The following is a 15,672-nucleotide window of genomic DNA, read 5'->3' as shown; positions in this document are numbered from 1 at the left end:
GCAATGGATGATTGCGCCGAACCCGGACCTCAAGGTCCACGTAGCTGAAAAGTTCGCCAGTTCGATCGTCGCCGCCGCGCACTCGCCACCTCCGAATCCCTTCGGAGCCAGTGAATCATTGCTGCGGTCCGGTGGCGAGGGCCTTTTTCAACAGCCTGCTAGGTCGCGACCACTGTTTGCAGGGCGGCCATGATCTTCTTGCCATCCTCGATCGACAGGTCAAGGTCTCCGCCACGCGGACGCTCATCGCTTTTGTCGATCCGGACCTCGTTTCGACATCGCTGAATTCGTTCCTGCTCTCGATCGTGATCGTCCATTCCACCGCCATCGCCGCCGCCTTGAACAAAGTAACGGTGATGGCCCAGTCGGCGCTAACAAATCGTGGCCGCGCTCACCCCAGAGAAGTTACCGGTCCCAATGCCTCGATGCCCTCGAGCGCTTCATCCACCGAGTTACTGCGCAAGAACGTTGCTGATCTCGACCAGGTTCGAGCGCACGCGCAACATGTAGAAGCCAATTGTCGTTAGGTGATTCGGCAACAGCCAGCCATCCTCGCGGCCATTGGCGATGATGAAGGGCTGGATGCGCAGCGCCGAGACGAACTGCGAGTCCATCGTGTCCCACAGGCTCTGCAGGTGCTTTTCGTTGATCACGTCCTCGAAATCGGCCTCGGCGCCTTTCATCAGCCCGTAATAGGCATAGAGCTGGCCATAGGCGAACCAGAAGCGATCGTCGGCGCGGAAATCGAACCAGCCATTGTTGTAGTGCTCAGCGCGCTCCTTGAGGATCGCCGAGGTCGAACCGATGTCGGACGAGATGCGGTCGATATACTGCTTGAGATTGTCAGCGCGGGCATCGAACACCGTCTGGCAGGTTTCCAGCCGGGCGTTGAAGGCGCGCAGCTTGCGCACCGCATCGCGATAGTAGCTCGGCGTCGGCGTCTTCGGGCCGAACGGGTTCAGGCCGAAATACCAGGTCTCTTCATCGAACTGCAGATTGCCGCGCGCGTCCTGAAGATCGGCGTCGATCTGCGAAGTGGTGCGCACGCGGCCGAGATTGTCGGCAAGCTCGGTCGCCGTGCGCCGCACCGCCTGGTTGATGCCGCGCTGGAACGAGGCCTTGTTGTCCATCCACGGCGTGTGGTCCCAGTCGATGCCGAACAGGCCGAGCTTGTAGAGGATCATCGACGACACCCAGGCATTCTGGTTGACGTTGAAGTCGGTCAGGTCGGCCGCCAACTGGGCGATCGCCGAATTGCCACAGGTCCTGGCGGCGTCGGTGCCGGCACCGGCGGCGACCTGCTCGCCGGCCGACAGGTTGCGCTTCTCGAATATATAGGTGTCGGGATAGTTCGGGTTGAAATTGTTCCACCACTGGGTGGCGTAGAAGAAATTGGCGTAGAGACCGATCAGCACGAGCACAGCCAGGCCGAGCACCGCCTTCAGGATCCAGCCGCGCTGCGTATACCAACGCCCGGCCCACACGAACGGCCACAGGATGACGCCGATGGCTAAGCCGATGCCGCGGCCGATCCACTGGAAAATCCGGGTGAAGAAATTCACGATTGGATCAAGCATGGCGATGTCACCCCCTCAGTCAGTCAAGCCGTAGAGGCGCATGCCAAACGCCACCTTGTCTTTCAAATATGTGATTTTCAGAACGTCGCGCTGGGTAAGCCATTCTCAGTTTGGAGCCGCATGGTTATCGACCTTGCACGCGACCGGCAATTCCGGCGCGCTTTATGAGTTCGCTTGAGTGCACTGTTTGCTTCCATCTGATGTCGATAGATGTTCGCCAAATGCAAGCGGAATTGGTCTCATGACAGCCAGCTTTTCCGGCATAAATCTGTCCTGCCATCCGACGCAGGTTCGCGAGTGTCCGGCCACCAACCACGATCATTTCGTGCCATCGGTGAGAAGCGCCTTGAGTTCTTCGAGCCTGTCGTTGATGAGCCAGCCGTAATAGTTCTCGACGGGCAGGGTGCGGCCGGTCTTGTCGGTCACGGCTTGCCTCAACTCACGTGCACGTCTGCGCGGCTGGCCAACATTGTAGAGCGTGGCGGTGATTCCGGGATTACCGGATATATCGAACCCCTGTTCCCGATAGGCATCGATCGAATCCCGGATGATCGCGGCGATGTAAACAAGACTGCGATCAGGATCCATGACGTCGCGATAGATCGCCTGCGGGCGATCGGGCGACAATCGGGGAAGCTTGCTGACCCGGCTGACCATGTCTGTGACCTGCAGGGCTGCAAGCGGGCTTATCTGTCCCAGGCCGAAGGTCTGCCCCGCATAGAAGGGTTGGAAGAAGGCCCGCTGGAACGTGATGGGTTCGTAGTCGACGCCATCGACCTTGCGACCCCGGAATGTCTCTTCCCAGACCTGGTCACGGCAGCTCCAAATCAGCGCGCTGCTTTCGAGAGAAGAGCAGGATGCGAATTCGGGCCGCTGGACGAATGACTGGACCGGAGTGCCCCTGTAGCTGAAGGAGAACTTCAGATCGGCATAGGCGAGCGCCTTGACGTAATAGGTCTGAACCGAGTCGACCACGCTGATATTGTAGGTGTGCTCTCCGACGAGAGCCGCGACGATGTGGATCGGATCGATGCCATAGGCGAGCGCCGCCTTCCTGATCTTGCCGACGAGTTTGCGGTCGTCCCGTATCAAGGCGGTTATGGCCCGATACTTCTCCTCGTACGTCGTGTTGAATGCCTTGGAACGAAGCGCGGACGCTCTTGGGATCACCGGTTGCTCGGCAAGACGATTGCCCGTCGGGACGACTGCGACAGTCTGCGCCACGGCTGGGGCCGTTCCGACACAAGTTGCAACGATCGTCACCGTCATGAAAAAGGGCTTGGCTGTTGGCATGAGGCTCCGTTGGCAGCCTCCGGCTCCGTGAAGGGATGCAGGGTGTGCCGTCATATGGTCATGGCAGTGTGCTTTCGAGCCTATAACAGAGAGGCGGAGGTTTTGCGAGCCGGCAAGGTGTTCGGATGCAAGGACGCCGGAAAAATGTTCGGCATCGCGTTACCTAAGCGCGCCGACGAGAAGATTGTCTTCGCTTAAGATGGAAACCCACCGTCTCGTGTTGTATTCCGCTTGGCGCTTCAGGTAGTGATAGTTCGTCTCGTACCAGGGACGAACCCATATTGGTCAGATTATCGAGAATGAAATCGCCCTTGTCGGTTCGAACCGCCAATACAGCGTGCCCTTCGCCATCGGACTTGCGCACTGCCGTCAAGAGCAGACTGGAGACGCGAAGGCCTTTCGCATCAGCGTTCGCCGATTTTCCAGTGCATAATCCTCGCAATAGGACCAATATTCTGGAACTCCATTGTGTTCCATGTCGCTCACCGGCTTGACGCGGTGGTTTACGGATACGTTGACGCCTACGAGCGATCGCAAAAGTCATCGGTCATGGTCGGCGAATGCAGGGCAGCTCACATTCATGCGAACAAACGAACGGACAACGCAGCGATCGGTCATTACGAATACTGTCGGAACTATCGCGATGATTGCTCGATCGTCACGCGCGACCCGAAGCCCGTCGAACTGACCCGCTCCTTGTGTGAGACGCTGATCGAAATCAACAACAGGGCCAACACGACGATCATGGCCATGACGGACATAAATACCCGGGTGTCGAGGAGAAATGGGAGTATCCCTATAAGGGATTTGGCGACTGCGACGACATCGTGCTGGAAAAACGTCGCGAACTGATGAGACAGGGCGTGCCCCTGCAAGACCTTTTGGATAACGGTGGTCAGGCAGTCGAGCGGCGAGGGGCACGCTATCCTGAGCGTCAACACGACCGCCGGTGACTTCATTCTCGACAATCTGGAGCCGAAGGTCCTGCTGTGGTCGGACACCGGATATACCTACCTGAAGCGCGTCGCGATCCAACTCCGGCCACTGGGAAGCGATCGAATCCCAACAGAACATTCTCGTCAGCGGCACGAAATAATCTCAGGACGCTGACAGGAGACCGGCGCCGAGAAGCAGAAATATCGAGGCGCCGAGCCCGATCCGATAGTAGACGAAGGGTATGTAGCTGCGCGTCGAGACCAGCTTCAGAAAACCCACGATCGCGACATAGCCGACCGCGAAGGACAGCAGGGTGGCAAGCGCGGTCGGACCGGCGCCGACCGGACTGTCTGCCCCCCAACTCGCATAGAGCTGGAAGAAACCTGAGGCGAGCACGGCAGGTATCGCCAGCAGGAACGAATACCTGGCGGCGGCCTCTCGCGTGTAACCCATCAGCAGTCCGGCGCTTATAGTGCCTCCCGATCGCGAAACGCCCGGGATGAGGGCCATCGCCTGGGCCGCGCCGAACAGAAAGCCGTCCCGCCAGCCCAGATCGCGCAAAGCCTTGCGCTTGGCGCCCAGCCGGTCGGCGGCCGCGAGAACCAGCGCGAAGACGATCAACATGGTTGCCGTGAGATAGAGGTTGCGGGCCGGACCTTCGATCAGGTTCTTCAGCAATAGTCCCAGGATGCCGATCGGCAGGGTCCCTATGATCACCAGCCATCCCATGCGGGCATCCGGGTCCAGCCGTTCACGGCGGCCGGCCAGGGAACGCAGCCATGTGGCGATGATGCAGATGATGTCATGCCGGAAATAGATCAGGACCGCGATCTCGGTCCCGATCTGCGTAATGGCGGTAAATGCGGCGCCGGGATCGCCGGCCGGTGGCAGGAATTCACCAACGATCCGCAAATGCGCGCTTGAGGAGATCGGAAGAAATTCCGTCAGTCCTTGAACCACTCCTAGGATCGCCGCCTCGCTCCACCCGATTTCAGCCAATTGCATTTCCTTTGCGTCCGTCACGATCTTCCGGCAACCTGAACCGACGACTGTCTTGGGTGTCAACCGCGATAGAGCATTGGGCATAGGTTTTGTTGGCTTTTGACGAAACCGTTTGCAAGGACGAGCAGTTTCCTAATTCGGGCTGCGGTGAGAATTTTTGATGAGCACAAATCGGTTCAGTTTCTGAGTGCCTGCGCCGGCGATTGCCGGTATGCAAGCATCGACGGCACCAGAGCGATCAGACCCGTGACAGCCAATAACACAAGGGCGGACTGCCAGTCCTCGCTGCGGAACTCGACGGGCAATGTAAAGCCGCTGGCTCCGCTCAAGAGGTGCGCACCCGTCCTGGCGGCCGTGTAGCCCAGCCCGAAGCCGAGAAGCACCCCTGCTGCGATGATTGCGAACGTCTCCAGCCAGACGATTTCAAACACCACCGCGCGCGGCGCCCCGAACGCGCGCAAGGCACCAATCTGCCGGCGCCGCTGCATGACGTGAAGGACCACGACAAGCAGGATCGCGGCGGCGACAAGCGCCTGCGCTCCGCCGGCCACCAAGGAAAGCACGCGTCGCGCATCGCCGAGCGTCCCGTAGAGCCTCGTCAGCACCTCGCCCGGGAAGATCGCGACGGTCCGATCGTTGCGGTGCGCCTGTCGCAGCTTATAGGCGTCAGCGACCGTACGCGGTTTCACCACGATGGCTGGCAGGCCGGGTGTGGATGGATCGAGGACGGCCTCCGGATGGATCGGCTGGTCGAACTCGCTTGTCTCTGCGGCCCCTTGGGCGGCAGCCTGCAGGAGCGGCGATCCTGTTCCCGCCCGATCGCGTTCATGAATGTGCCAGACCGCTTCGATCGGAACGATGACGGCTCGGTCCCAGGCGGTACCGGTCGGCCTCAGCCGTCCCACGACCGCGTAGGTGACATCATTGTGCATTGCGGTCGCCTGACGGACCTGGCCGTGCGCCGGGTGAAAGCGGCTTCCCATGTTCTTCGCCACGGACGCTCCGACAAGCGCTTCGCCGAGCTTCTCGAACGTGCGTCCTTCGGAGACGCCGCCCAGTCCGTCGACCAGCGCTTGCGTCGTGCCGACGATCGGGAAATCCTCGACGAAATCACCGAACCCGACGGGGGCCGCCCAGGCCACACGTTCGTCCCTGATCAGCCCCGCCAGTACATTGCCCGGCATGAGCGTCAAGGGCGCTGCCTGCAGGAACACGGCGGACAGCAGCAATTGGGTCTCGCTGCCGGGCGCGCCGACTACCAGATCGAAGGCGCCCGCCGCGCGTGCGCTACCCAACCGAAGCGCCCGCTCGCCGAGCGTGACAGCGACGCCGAGCGCGGTCGCGAGCGCGATGAGCAGTGCCACCGCAGCCACGCCGATCCAGTGTCGCTTCAAGTCCGCAGCGACAAACCGCAACAAGGGTCATTTCCTTCGCGTGAGGGCGGCCGCAGAACCGGCAGTATGGTTACCTCGGCTGATGGGATTCGCGACCGATCGTGCGCGGACGTCAAAGAAACGCCTCATCATGCGTGGCCGCGGGCTTGCCGGTGTCGCTGACGACGGCGCCAGACTCCAGATGGATCACGCGATCGAGGCCTTCGATGAGGCGTTTTTGGTGGCTCGCCACGATCAGCGTCGCACCCGCCTGGTTGGAGAGTCGCAGTAACAGATCCGCGACAGAGGCCCCGGAATCGGCATCGAGACTGGCTGTCGGTTCGTCGGCCACGATGATTGCCGGCCGCCCGACCAATGCCCGAGCCACCGCGACCCGCTGCATCTGTCCGCGAGACATGGTTTCGACCGGCTGATCGGGACGATCGATATCGACCAGTTCGAGCAACTGCATGCCATCCGCTCTGAAGTCGGTATTCGAACGGAGCCGCGACAGTCGGCTCGGCAACAGCACGTTATCGAGCGCCGAGAGGCCGGGGAACAGGTGGATCTCCTGCATGACAAGGCCGACATGCATAGCGCGCCAACGGTCGCGACCAGCTTCCGAAAGACCGGAAAGATCGGTCTCGCCCCATCGAACCGAACCGTTCCGAACGCGATCGAGCCCGGTGACGACGTTCAGGAAGGTCGTCTTCCCGCACCCGGACGGACCGGTAACGGCAACTTTTTCGGTTGGCGCGATTTCCAGCGCGGACAGAGCCAGCGCAGGCCTGCCAAGACCCTGAAACGACATCTCAAGGTCACGGATCGTCAAACGCAGCATTTGCGGTCAGGCCGTGCGGAAATGCGCATCGACGATGCGAAGCAGGCTGACGAAGCCGGTTTCCGGGTCGGTCCATGAACCGACCTCCAGCCGCCCGCTCACCTCGATCGGGGCATTGGCCTGCTCGAAGGTCTGCGCCTCGTCGAGGTAGATGACCACGATGTTGTCCGGCCAGTCGGCGTCGGAGGAACAGAACGGGCAAAGCGCCATCGGGATTTCCGTGAGCACGAAGAAATTCGCCTCGGCCTTGAGCGGCGGCGCCATGAAGCCTTGCATGGAGACTTCCGCTTCCGCGAGCCCTTTCACCTTGTCCGAAAAGCTGAGCCCGAGAACGCTGATCTTTCCATAGAGCTCATCGAAGCCAAGGGTTGCCGTTGCCGTGGAAGCGGAACTCGCGCCAGTCATCTTGACCAGTGCGACGGCCGAGCCAAGCAGCACCAATTTGCGGCGGGTGATCGGGCGCTGTTTCATGAGCGAAACTTGCTTCCGGCGTTCTGCTCCAGGCGCCGTAGCGTCAGGAGCCATGTCGCGACTTGGTTCATCAAGCCAGATCGGCTAAAGTGCATCAGTTCGTTGCCGGCGCAAGAGCCAGGGCATCGGCAAGCACGCGATAGACGTCGCTCTCTTCCATATAGCCCTTGAATTCCTCGGCGCCAGGGCCGGTCGCCTGGAGCACGACATCGTCAACGGCGTGGACGGCCGTGTCGGCCGTCTTCGGCAGATTGCCGACGCGCAGGACCGCACCCGGAACGTCCTTGTACTTCTCGTTGGCGATGTACTGCTTCGCCCCGTTCTGCACGGCCGGCTCGAACGGACCATCCAGCTTCGGACGGAAGGTTTCGTAGTAATCGGGAAAGTTGCTGGCGAATATAGCCAGTCGCCGCGTGACGTCCACCTTGTCGGGATAACCGTCGCCGTTCTCGTCGGTGTAGTTCGGGAAGCCCGCATCGGCATAGACGCCGACCTTGTCGCGCATCTCCTCGCCCGGTTTCTGGTCGTCGATGGTACCGATGATCGACACGCCGTGCGTGTGATCGCCCGTGGCGACGATCAGCGTGTCCGGATGCGTCTTGGCGAACTCCATCCCGATGCCGACGGCTTTGTCGAACTCGATGGTCTCGAACAGCGACCGCTCCCAGTCCATCGGATGCGACATCTTGTCGACGGACGCCGCTTCGACCATGAGGAAGAAGCCGTCCTCGTCCTTGGAAAGCTGATCGAGTGCGGTCTGCGTCATCTCGACAAGGCCGGGCTGGTTCGGGAACTTCTCGACGCTGCCCTTCTTGAGGAATTCACGGTCGAGTGTCGTGTCCATGTTGCCGGTGTGGAAAAGGCCGAGGATCTTGCCGGTGTTGGTTCCCTTGGCGGCCACGAGTTCGGTCTTGTCGGTCGCCAATGTGTAACCGGCATCCCTGAACATTGCGATGTAGTCCTTGTCGTCCTTGCGCTTCGAGCCCGGCGTGCTCTGCGGCAGGAAGTAGGCGGAGCCGCCGCCAAGGACGATTTCGGGCTTGACGTCGAAGAACATGCCGACAATGTCAGCCTTGTCGGCGCGCAGGCGGGTATGGGCGACGACCGCCGCAGGGGTGGCGTCTTCCACCTCGGCGGTTGAGACAACGCCGATCGACTTGTTGCCGGTGCGCCGCAGCGCCTCTGCGATCGTCTCGACCCTGGGGTCGTCAAGGCTGGCCTTAGTGCGATCCGCATAGACGCCGAGCGCGTTGACAGCCGTCTTGTGGCCCGTCATGTAAGCCGACATCGTGTTGGCGCTATCGGTTGAGATCGCATTGGTCGCGGACGTGCCTATGAAGGCCATGTGATCGAGGTCGTCCATGTTGAGGCGCCCGTTGGCTTTGCCTTCCCTCATGCCCTTCGACATGATGCGGGCGCCGGTGCGATGCGCGACCGAAAGCCCGTCGCCGAGGAAGAAGATGACGTTCTTGGCCTTGGGCGTTGCCGGGGTGCCGAAAACCTGCCAGCTCACCGACTTCATTTCGTCGCCGGCCTTCGCCTTCAGCTTGTAGGTACCAGGCTTCGAAATGCTGGCTGCGCGGATCAACAGCGCCGAAGCGTCGAAATCTTTTTCCTTCTCGAGGAATTCGAATTTCTTGCCCAACACGGTTTCCGCCGGCTGGCCGTTGATCGTCACCGTGACTTGGTCGGCGCTAACGACCTTGTCGAACTCGACCTTCACGTCGAAAGGCGACTGCGCCAGGATCGTGGCCCGATCAAGCGGGTAGACCGTCGCTGCCCCCGCAACGGTGTTCAAGCTTGTTGTTATTGCGAGTGCAGCGATAAGACGGTGCATGGCAGGCTCCGGGTGGGTTCACGGACAATGTTCGGCGATGTCCGTGTCAGCGATGTGACATGGCAGGAAACGCGCGCCGACCAAAAACGACGAATTTGCCACGTGTCGACGTCACAGACCACGAACAAGCGGTCATTATTGCGTCCGAGCGATGACAATCGCGACCCATCTTGCGCGTTTCGAGGCGGATGGTGCGCAGCTCGTCTCGGGCTGTCCCTTCATCGGATCGTCGAAGAGCCGACGTTAGCCGGTGCGGGCCTGCAGATAGGGGCGCATGAGGAACTGCGGGGCGGTCACGCAGCTTTGCTGCGCTGATCGGGTCTTGGATTGTCGTTTGCCATGCCCGGATACCATTCCGCGAAGACTGCTTTGAGACTTCCGTCGAATGTCCGGGTGCGGCTATTGCTTCGCCAGTTGCCTCGTGGGCGCTCAACGCGAGGTGCAGTCGCTCGGCCGCTGAGCTTTCCCAATTGGTCAGGATGTAAAATCCCGGTCTTGCGCCGGCGAGTTCGGCGCCAACGACGACGACATTTACGTGATGCATGGCGCGCCGGGCCTGCGGCAGGCCGGAAGCGATGATGCCGACTACGTTGGTCGTTTCCAAATCCGGCTTGTCGACTGCCTTGATCCAATAGCGTTTCCCCATCAGAGCCAAAGGGAGAAGCTGCCACGGACCTTCCACCTTCGGCCCCTTCAGGACAAGTTTCTTTTCCACCGACACCGCAACGCAATCGATATGGATGTGGAACTGATCCTGGGATCGCTCAGTCCTGGAATTCACAGCCATGGCGATGGCCGTTCGTGGAAGGTGACGTCCGAGGCTCGCCGAGACCTTGCTTCGTGCTTTCCACGCCCGATTCCAGAGTTGGGAACTGCCCTGCCAACGGACAGACGGGCTTTCAAGGCCGGCAACAGCCGTAAGTGGCGTCAACAGAAACTCGGTCCGGTATCGGGGTGATTTAATGAGAGCTGATCCAGGCACGCCCTGCCTGGGCAGGATCACTTCCTCGCAGGGGAAAGCGCTGCCAAGATGCGCTGCGGCAAGAGCGCAGGTCTGCACAACCTGCCAGAGCGCGTTACGATGCGCTGAAGCGGAGCCGACGTCGGTGACCGCCGCAGTCAGCAACGCGATTGTCAAACAGAGCACGGCTGCAGCACGGCAGTGGTGGAACAATGGTAACCTGTGAAGGGATTTTACAGCGAGGGGAATGCCCGAGATGAGGTTTTGAGTCCCGGCGCGCAGTCGGCGAAACCGAAACGGTGAAGGTGGAGCGGCTGGGAGCCTCGCGATGGTTCCGATGGGCGACTGCTCTTCTGCCCGATCACTGGTTTGATGACGTTTCGGCATTAAACCTCGCATCGCAGTTCAGATTCTGCGCCCCGCTCAGCGGCCGGATCGAGATTGCTGTCCTTCCCTACTATGGCCTTGTCAGCGCTTCGCGGCACGTCCTCCATCGCATTCTGAAGCATCGAGCGGGTTTCCTGCAGGTCGAGTTCCTTCTCGGCTTGACGTACGGCGTCGTCAAACTGCTTTCGAAAATCGCCCGCAATCCGATTGAATGTCTTCATCATTGCCCCCGCCGATCGCATGACTTTTGGAAGCTCCTCCGGGCCGAAAACAACCAGCGCCACCACGAAGATAACCAACAGGTGGGTCATGCCAAGTCCGAACATCGGTACGTCCTCTCGCGCATATCGCCGGCAGCGACAACCTCTCCGCGGTTTGCGGCGACCGATCCGGTTGAATGCCTCGACCTACGGCGCCAAATCCAACCATCATAGCCTCTCGCCTGAGCCATTCCAGTATGCGGCCGCGGGAATGTCGTTCATACTACGAGCCATGTGGCACCACTCGTCAACCCGAATATCAGGCGCACGTCTGGTAGGGATATTCGCAACCGTGCTCGCAGCAAGCGGACTCCTCGCTGGAGCCGATGGCACAAGGCCCAGAATATTTGAAGCAGGCGCCTACTCCTTTTCCGACGAACTCGGCGGATTCCGGATCATTGCCGCTTCGGGAGCCGGAACAAGGGCCGATCCCGTCGTGATCACCGAGGAACTCGAGTCGGCAAGCCCGGTAACCCTCACCATACGCGCCATCCGGCCGGTTCAGCCATTCGGTGCCTCCGGCAACTATGCCACCGGGTTCATTTCCCTAAGGATCGTTGCCCTCAACAACAGCGGTCACGCCTGGGTCGAATTCGAGTTCGAGTTGCAGGAGATTCTCAACCAGCCAAGCGATTCCAGCGACGGGCTTTCGTTCGACCAGGCGCGCCGCGAAACGGATGCAATTCGGTCCGATAGTTTCGCCGAATTCAGTCGTGAATTCGAACCTTATGACCATCTTCTGTTCCGGAAAGGCGAGGTCGATCCGCTGAGCACGGTTTCGTTCTCATTCCTGGTGACTGATTTCACGCCGACTGCGCGGCTCTATCTCGTTCAGGACCCGCGCATTCCCTCAACATGAACGTGTCGCGCATCATCGCGGCCGTTGGTTCGAACAACGCTGCTCGTCATGTATGCCGGCAGTTTGGCAGGTGTCGTTGGGCGCGGCATGCCGATGGATTTGCTGGTCATTTTGGTCGCTTGGCCGTGCCTTTGATTCGGGCCACAAAATACGGACAACAGGGCAAAAACCGACGCGAACGACGATTGAGGATCGTGAGCGCCCGCGGTACGAGTTCTCCGCCGAGTTACTTGTGAAGCGTTCACACTAGCGACAGTTCCGGATCGTGCTATGATCTTGCGCATGAGGACGATCACGGCCTCTTACATTCTGGTTTTCGCGGCGCTCGCTGCAACGCCCGCGCGGGCCGAATGCCAGTGCCTCGCCAACGGCCACATTTTCCATCACGGCGAAATCGCTTGTCTGCAATTGCCGTCAGGTCCTGAACTCGCGCAGTGCGACATGGTTCTCAACATTTCGTCATGGAAAAAAATTCAGGATGGATGCCCCGAGGCGATGGCGCCGTTTGGCTTGCCTGTCAAAGGGGACGAGCAGAAACCAGGCGAAGGCGGAGATAAAGCCAACGATTTGGCTTTATCAACAGCAAACGCCCGGAGCTAAAGCGAAGCGCAGTTTGCGCGCATCCAACAGTGCGACGCAAGCCCAACGCATACCCTAGCGGTGTTCCAACACCGCTAGGAACCAGCCCTATGAATGAGCTTCCTGTTGAGATTCTGCTTTCCTGTCAGTCCTTCTTGTTCCGGTAGCTTTCAATGGCTTTGCCAACCATGTCGATGGCGACGTTGGCGCCACCAAAGCCGTTCAGCTCAACGGCCTTGCGGCCTTCAGGTAGCTGCTTGTAAACTCGAAAGAATGCCTCGATGCGCTGTCGTTCGATGGCCGGAAGATCATCGATGGTCTTGACCCCGTCATATTGCGGATCGATATCCGTGGCCGGCACAGCGATGATCTTGTCATCCGCTTCGCCGCCGTCGACCATGTTGAGCACGCCGATGGCGCGGACTTTGATCAGAGCACCGGGCACAACGGGTTCCCGGGTGAAGACAAGCGCATCCAACGGGTCGCCGTCGCCGCCCAACGAACTGGTAACGGAACCATAGTTGGCCGGATAGACGACCGGCATGGACTGATATCGATCGACGACGACATGGCCTGTCTCGGCATCGATCTCATATTTGGTGATGCTTCCCGCCGGAATCTCGATAACCGTGTAAAATTCGCTGGTGTCTTTCGGCTGCGGAAAATCGAAAGCTGTGACGAATTCGGCGAAAGCGGGCTGCGTGCCCAGCAGGGCCGCAAGCGCCATGACAGTCGGCAAAGCGCGCATGGTTGTCTCCAGAGGTTTGGACGGGCAGGGCGCCCTGCATCCGCCTAGCCACCGTATGTGACGGCAGCATTACAGGGTTCCGTTATTGAAATTGGATGACCGTATTTGCACCGATCCTGCGGCGAGCAGAAATGGGCCGAGATAGAGCGCTGACGAGTGATGAGCGTCTATGGGCGTTTGCGTTTACGGGCGTTTAAGAGACGGTGGCCGCTTCAAATGTGCTATTTCAGGCGAGCCCATTTCCGGCAAGGGGATAGCTTGCGTCGTAACTCCTGCCAATCGGGCACGCTACACCCACAACACGCCGTTCGGCGAGAGCTGCCACGTAGACGCCTCGCGGCTCAGTGCGACGTTGTGTAGCAATCATCAAAAAGCAAGTGAAACTCCAACTTCAGTTGAAGTCCTTCGGAGACTACGCCACCTTGACCTTGAATCATTGCCAGGGTTCGAAATTCGTGAACGAAGAGACAACAACACCACGTCCGCTATACTCCACTGAAAGGGCTGCTTCATGTCGGGAATGTCGCGCAGGGAAATCTTGCTGGGCGGCACGGCAGCAGTAGCTGTCGGCGCTGCAGGCGGGCTGGTTGCCGGCAGGGCCGTAGCAGCCGATCTGACCTTGCCGGTTTCAGCGATCAGTCGGTCGATTTTGCCCGGCACCGTCACCAAAGGGATGATGAGTTTCGGTGCGGGCGGGCCGCCGCCCACTCTGCGTTTATTGCGAGGTAGGCCGTTTTCCATAGACGTGGTCAATGATCTCGATGAAGCGACGATCGTGCATTGGCACGGATTGCGCATCGCCAATGACATGGACGGCGTGCCTTATCTCACCCAGCGTCCCATCGCGGCGGGCGAAAGCTTCCGTTACACTCTGACACCGCCGGATGCCGGCACCTATTGGTATCATCCGCATTGCAACACGCTCGATCAGATGGCCCGCGGTCTGACAGGCGTGCTTGTTGTCGAAGATGACGAAGATGCCGGTTTCGACCAGGATTTGCCGCTCAATATACGCGACTTCCGTCTCGGCGAAGACGGCCAGTTCATCGAATTGTTCAAGGCACGCAACGCTGCGCGCGGCGGCACGCTGGGTACGGTCTCGACGATAAATTGGGAAGTCACCCCGATTTACGATCTGCCGGCGGGCAGCCTTGTGCGCCTGCGTTTGGCAGTCACGGATGTCACCCGTATCGGCACTTATGACCTCGATGGCGGCACGGCCAAAGTGATCGCTCTTGATGCCAACCCGCTGCCGCAGCCTGTTGCGCCTCGGGGCATTGTCATCGCGCCCGGCCAGCGCGCCGATATCGCCCTCCGCGTGCCTGATGGCGAAGACGAGATCGTCAGCCTGAATCTCAGAACAGCCACGGGACCTCGCGTTCTCGTCCGATTCCGGCCTATCGGCGCCAGCGCCGGGCGGGCGCTTGGCGAACTCAAGCCGCTGCGGCCGAATCGCGTACCGGAGCCGGATCTTACCGATGCCGAGACAATGGACTTCGTCTTTGGCTGGTCGCCCAATGGTGATGCGCCGGCGCCGGGTATTTGCGGCACGCTCGGCTACACCTTCTGGTCGATCAACCGCGTCGCCTGGCAGGGGGACGCGCCGGGGCCAGTTGGTCCGCTCGCGGCTCTAAGACGGGGCAAAAGCTATGTTCTGCGCCTTCGCAACGAAACGCCGAACGATCATCCGATCCATTTGCACGGTATGTCTTTCCGTCTGCTACGCTCCGACAAGCGCAAAATTGCGTCGCTTGTAACAGATACGGCCCTTCTTAAATCGCAAGAAGTGATGGAAGTGTCGTTGGTCGCTGACAATCCGGGTAATTGGGCATTCCATTGCCACGTCATTGAACATCAGAAGAGCGGCCTGACCGGTTATTTGCGTGTGGAATGACGCGGTCCTCATCCAGGGTTGCGTTGCCGAGGGCGTGAGAGGGTCGAAATTGGGCGAGGCGGAGCGTCCGAGTTCTCGCCGCGCTAATGGCGCTACTGCTCACGGGCGCCGGAGCGGCCGGCGACGGGTGCTGATCTGTGCATCTGATCGAGCCTCTGCTGAGTGGCCTCCCGGGCTCGCTCGCCAACGCCGGTTCCCATGCCACCGCGGTCGCGATTGCGTTCGTCATCATCACGGCGCTGTAGCTCATGCTGGGCGATCTGGCGCCCGCTCCGGATCGTGCTATGATTTCGCATGAGGACGTTCCATGCCTCTTGCATCCTGGTTTTCGCGGCGCTTGTTGCAACGCCCGCGCGGGCAGAATGTCAGTGCCTCGCCAACGGCCGGACGTTCCATCATGGTGAATTCGCCTGTCTGCAATTGCCGTCTGGACCGGAACTCGCGCAATGCGACATGGTTCTCAACATTTCGTCATGGAAAAAAATTCAGAGCGGCTGCCCGGAGGCGACAGCGCCATTGAGTGTGCTCGTCGAAGGGGGCGAGCAGCAATCAGGCGAAGCCGGACACAAAGCCTTAACAACGACGAACACTCCGACCTAAGACGAAGAGCAGGCTGCGCATCAGCCACAGAGATCTCTTTCGGCAAGGCGTCAA

At 60.1% G+C, this 15,672-nt stretch carries 16 protein-coding genes and 2 pseudogenes; 5 read left to right on the top strand and 13 right to left on the bottom strand.

The window, feature by feature from the left end; genetic code table 11:
- Nucleotides 1-158: 158 nt before the first annotated feature.
- The 5 genes and pseudogenes from NKJ20_RS22945 to NKJ20_RS22925 all read right to left on the bottom strand — a co-directional run.
- Entirely contained in the window at nucleotides 159-317 is a 159-nt protein-coding gene (locus tag NKJ20_RS22945) for a hypothetical protein (protein ID WP_352747184.1), read from the bottom strand.
- 135 nt (nucleotides 318-452) lie between these two features.
- On the bottom strand, nucleotides 453-1,577 hold the full coding sequence (locus tag NKJ20_RS22940) for a DUF2333 family protein (protein ID WP_352747182.1): 1,125 nt from the start codon (nucleotides 1,575-1,577) through the stop codon (nucleotides 453-455).
- A 318-nt stretch (nucleotides 1,578-1,895) separates the two neighbouring features.
- On the bottom strand, nucleotides 1,896-2,846 hold the full coding sequence (locus NKJ20_RS22935; protein WP_502902826.1) for a DUF1402 family protein: 951 nt from the start codon (nucleotides 2,844-2,846) through the stop codon (nucleotides 1,896-1,898).
- Nucleotides 2,847-3,029: 183 nt separating this feature from the next.
- Complete coding sequence (locus NKJ20_RS22930) at nucleotides 3,030-3,113, bottom strand: hypothetical protein (protein ID WP_280952149.1); 84 nt, start codon at nucleotides 3,111-3,113, stop codon at nucleotides 3,030-3,032.
- 97 nt (nucleotides 3,114-3,210) lie between these two features.
- Nucleotides 3,211-3,347 (bottom strand): annotated as a pseudogene (locus tag NKJ20_RS22925) (transglutaminase-like cysteine peptidase); the annotation flags it as partial.
- Nucleotides 3,348-3,419: 72 nt separating this feature from the next.
- On the opposite strand from NKJ20_RS22925, the pseudogene NKJ20_RS22920 reads away from it, so the two are divergent.
- Nucleotides 3,420-3,980 (top strand): annotated as a pseudogene (locus NKJ20_RS22920) (transglutaminase-like cysteine peptidase).
- Here the strand turns inward: NKJ20_RS22920 and NKJ20_RS22910 are convergent.
- From NKJ20_RS22910 to tatB, 7 genes are all read right to left on the bottom strand, one after another.
- Complete coding sequence (locus NKJ20_RS22910; protein WP_352747191.1) at nucleotides 3,969-4,796, bottom strand: undecaprenyl-diphosphate phosphatase; 828 nt, start codon at nucleotides 4,794-4,796, stop codon at nucleotides 3,969-3,971. The pseudogene NKJ20_RS22920 and the gene NKJ20_RS22910 overlap by 12 nt on opposite strands.
- Nucleotides 4,797-4,984: 188 nt before the next feature.
- Nucleotides 4,985-6,226 (bottom strand): ABC transporter permease, encoded by a 1,242-nt coding sequence (locus tag NKJ20_RS22905; RefSeq protein ID WP_352615209.1) that lies wholly within the window; start codon nucleotides 6,224-6,226, stop codon nucleotides 4,985-4,987.
- Nucleotides 6,227-6,314: 88 nt separating this feature from the next.
- Entirely contained in the window at nucleotides 6,315-6,992 is a 678-nt protein-coding gene (locus NKJ20_RS22900) for an ABC transporter ATP-binding protein (protein WP_352615305.1), read from the bottom strand.
- Nucleotides 6,993-7,028: 36 nt separating this feature from the next.
- A complete protein-coding gene (locus NKJ20_RS22895; RefSeq protein ID WP_352495676.1) occupies nucleotides 7,029-7,493 on the bottom strand; it encodes a hypothetical protein in 465 nt (154 codons plus the stop codon).
- Between the two features lie 94 nt (nucleotides 7,494-7,587).
- The gene (locus NKJ20_RS22890; protein WP_352747177.1) at nucleotides 7,588-9,330 is read right to left on the bottom strand and encodes an alkaline phosphatase; all 1,743 of its coding nucleotides are present in this window, start codon (nucleotides 9,328-9,330) and stop codon (nucleotides 7,588-7,590) included.
- A gap of 46 nt (nucleotides 9,331-9,376) precedes the next feature.
- A complete protein-coding gene (locus NKJ20_RS22885; protein WP_352747174.1) occupies nucleotides 9,377-10,468 on the bottom strand; it encodes a CDP-diacylglycerol diphosphatase in 1,092 nt (363 codons plus the stop codon).
- A 209-nt stretch (nucleotides 10,469-10,677) separates the two neighbouring features.
- Complete coding sequence (tatB, locus tag NKJ20_RS22880; RefSeq protein ID WP_352747173.1) at nucleotides 10,678-11,004, bottom strand: Sec-independent protein translocase protein TatB; 327 nt, start codon at nucleotides 11,002-11,004, stop codon at nucleotides 10,678-10,680.
- A gap of 226 nt (nucleotides 11,005-11,230) precedes the next feature.
- Between tatB and NKJ20_RS22875 the strand changes: the two genes are divergently transcribed.
- Together NKJ20_RS22875 and NKJ20_RS22870 are read left to right on the top strand one after the other, a co-directional pair.
- Nucleotides 11,231-11,797 (top strand): hypothetical protein, encoded by a 567-nt coding sequence (locus NKJ20_RS22875; RefSeq protein WP_352452000.1) that lies wholly within the window; start codon nucleotides 11,231-11,233, stop codon nucleotides 11,795-11,797.
- A 282-nt stretch (nucleotides 11,798-12,079) separates the two neighbouring features.
- Nucleotides 12,080-12,397, top strand: a complete 318-nt coding sequence (locus NKJ20_RS22870) for a hypothetical protein (RefSeq protein WP_352747171.1) — start codon at nucleotides 12,080-12,082, stop codon at nucleotides 12,395-12,397.
- Nucleotides 12,398-12,521: 124 nt separating this feature from the next.
- Here NKJ20_RS22870 and NKJ20_RS22865 read toward each other — a convergent pair whose 3' ends face one another.
- Nucleotides 12,522-13,103 carry an inorganic diphosphatase gene (locus tag NKJ20_RS22865; RefSeq protein WP_352747169.1) on the bottom strand — a complete coding sequence of 194 codons (582 nt, stop codon included), beginning with the start codon at nucleotides 13,101-13,103 and terminating at the stop codon, nucleotides 12,522-12,524.
- Between the two features lie 532 nt (nucleotides 13,104-13,635).
- On the opposite strand from NKJ20_RS22865, the gene NKJ20_RS22860 reads away from it, so the two are divergent.
- Both NKJ20_RS22860 and NKJ20_RS22855 read left to right on the top strand, forming a co-directional pair.
- Nucleotides 13,636-15,018, top strand: coding sequence for a multicopper oxidase family protein (locus NKJ20_RS22860; protein WP_352747166.1), 1,383 nt, complete (start codon nucleotides 13,636-13,638; stop codon nucleotides 15,016-15,018).
- 294 nt (nucleotides 15,019-15,312) lie between these two features.
- Nucleotides 15,313-15,618 (top strand): hypothetical protein, encoded by a 306-nt coding sequence (locus tag NKJ20_RS22855; protein WP_352495683.1) that lies wholly within the window; start codon nucleotides 15,313-15,315, stop codon nucleotides 15,616-15,618.
- Nucleotides 15,619-15,672: the final 54 nt, after the last annotated feature.

It is taken from the genome of Mesorhizobium sp. M0185, assembly GCF_040322175.1.
Taxonomy (GTDB): Bacteria; Pseudomonadota; Alphaproteobacteria; order Rhizobiales; family Rhizobiaceae; genus Mesorhizobium.
The sequence above is the reverse complement of the archived record's forward strand: the minus strand, read 5'-3'. Positions and strand labels throughout refer to the sequence as shown.

What these genes read in the sequence shown, in the direction of transcription:
- tatB (WP_352747173.1), bottom strand. Translation starts at nt 11,004, where the DNA reads ATGTTCGGACTTGGCATGACCCACCTGTTGGTTATCTTCGTGGTGGCG.
- NKJ20_RS22900 (WP_352615305.1), bottom strand. Translation starts at nt 6,992, where the DNA reads ATGTCGTTTCAGGGTCTTGGCAGGCCTGCGCTGGCTCTGTCCGCGCTG.
- NKJ20_RS22855 (WP_352495683.1), top strand. Translation starts at nt 15,313, where the DNA reads ATGAGGACGTTCCATGCCTCTTGCATCCTGGTTTTCGCGGCGCTTGTT.
- NKJ20_RS22945 (WP_352747184.1), bottom strand. Translation starts at nt 317, where the DNA reads ATGGACGATCACGATCGAGAGCAGGAACGAATTCAGCGATGTCGAAAC.
- NKJ20_RS22870 (WP_352747171.1), top strand. Translation starts at nt 12,080, where the DNA reads ATGAGGACGATCACGGCCTCTTACATTCTGGTTTTCGCGGCGCTCGCT.
- NKJ20_RS22860 (WP_352747166.1), top strand. Translation starts at nt 13,636, where the DNA reads ATGTCGGGAATGTCGCGCAGGGAAATCTTGCTGGGCGGCACGGCAGCA.
- NKJ20_RS22890 (WP_352747177.1), bottom strand. Translation starts at nt 9,330, where the DNA reads ATGCACCGTCTTATCGCTGCACTCGCAATAACAACAAGCTTGAACACC.
- NKJ20_RS22895 (WP_352495676.1), bottom strand. Translation starts at nt 7,493, where the DNA reads ATGAAACAGCGCCCGATCACCCGCCGCAAATTGGTGCTGCTTGGCTCG.
- NKJ20_RS22865 (WP_352747169.1), bottom strand. Translation starts at nt 13,103, where the DNA reads ATGGCGCTTGCGGCCCTGCTGGGCACGCAGCCCGCTTTCGCCGAATTC.
- NKJ20_RS22940 (WP_352747182.1), bottom strand. Translation starts at nt 1,577, where the DNA reads ATGCTTGATCCAATCGTGAATTTCTTCACCCGGATTTTCCAGTGGATC.
- NKJ20_RS22935 (WP_502902826.1), bottom strand. Translation starts at nt 2,846, where the DNA reads ATGACGGTGACGATCGTTGCAACTTGTGTCGGAACGGCCCCAGCCGTG.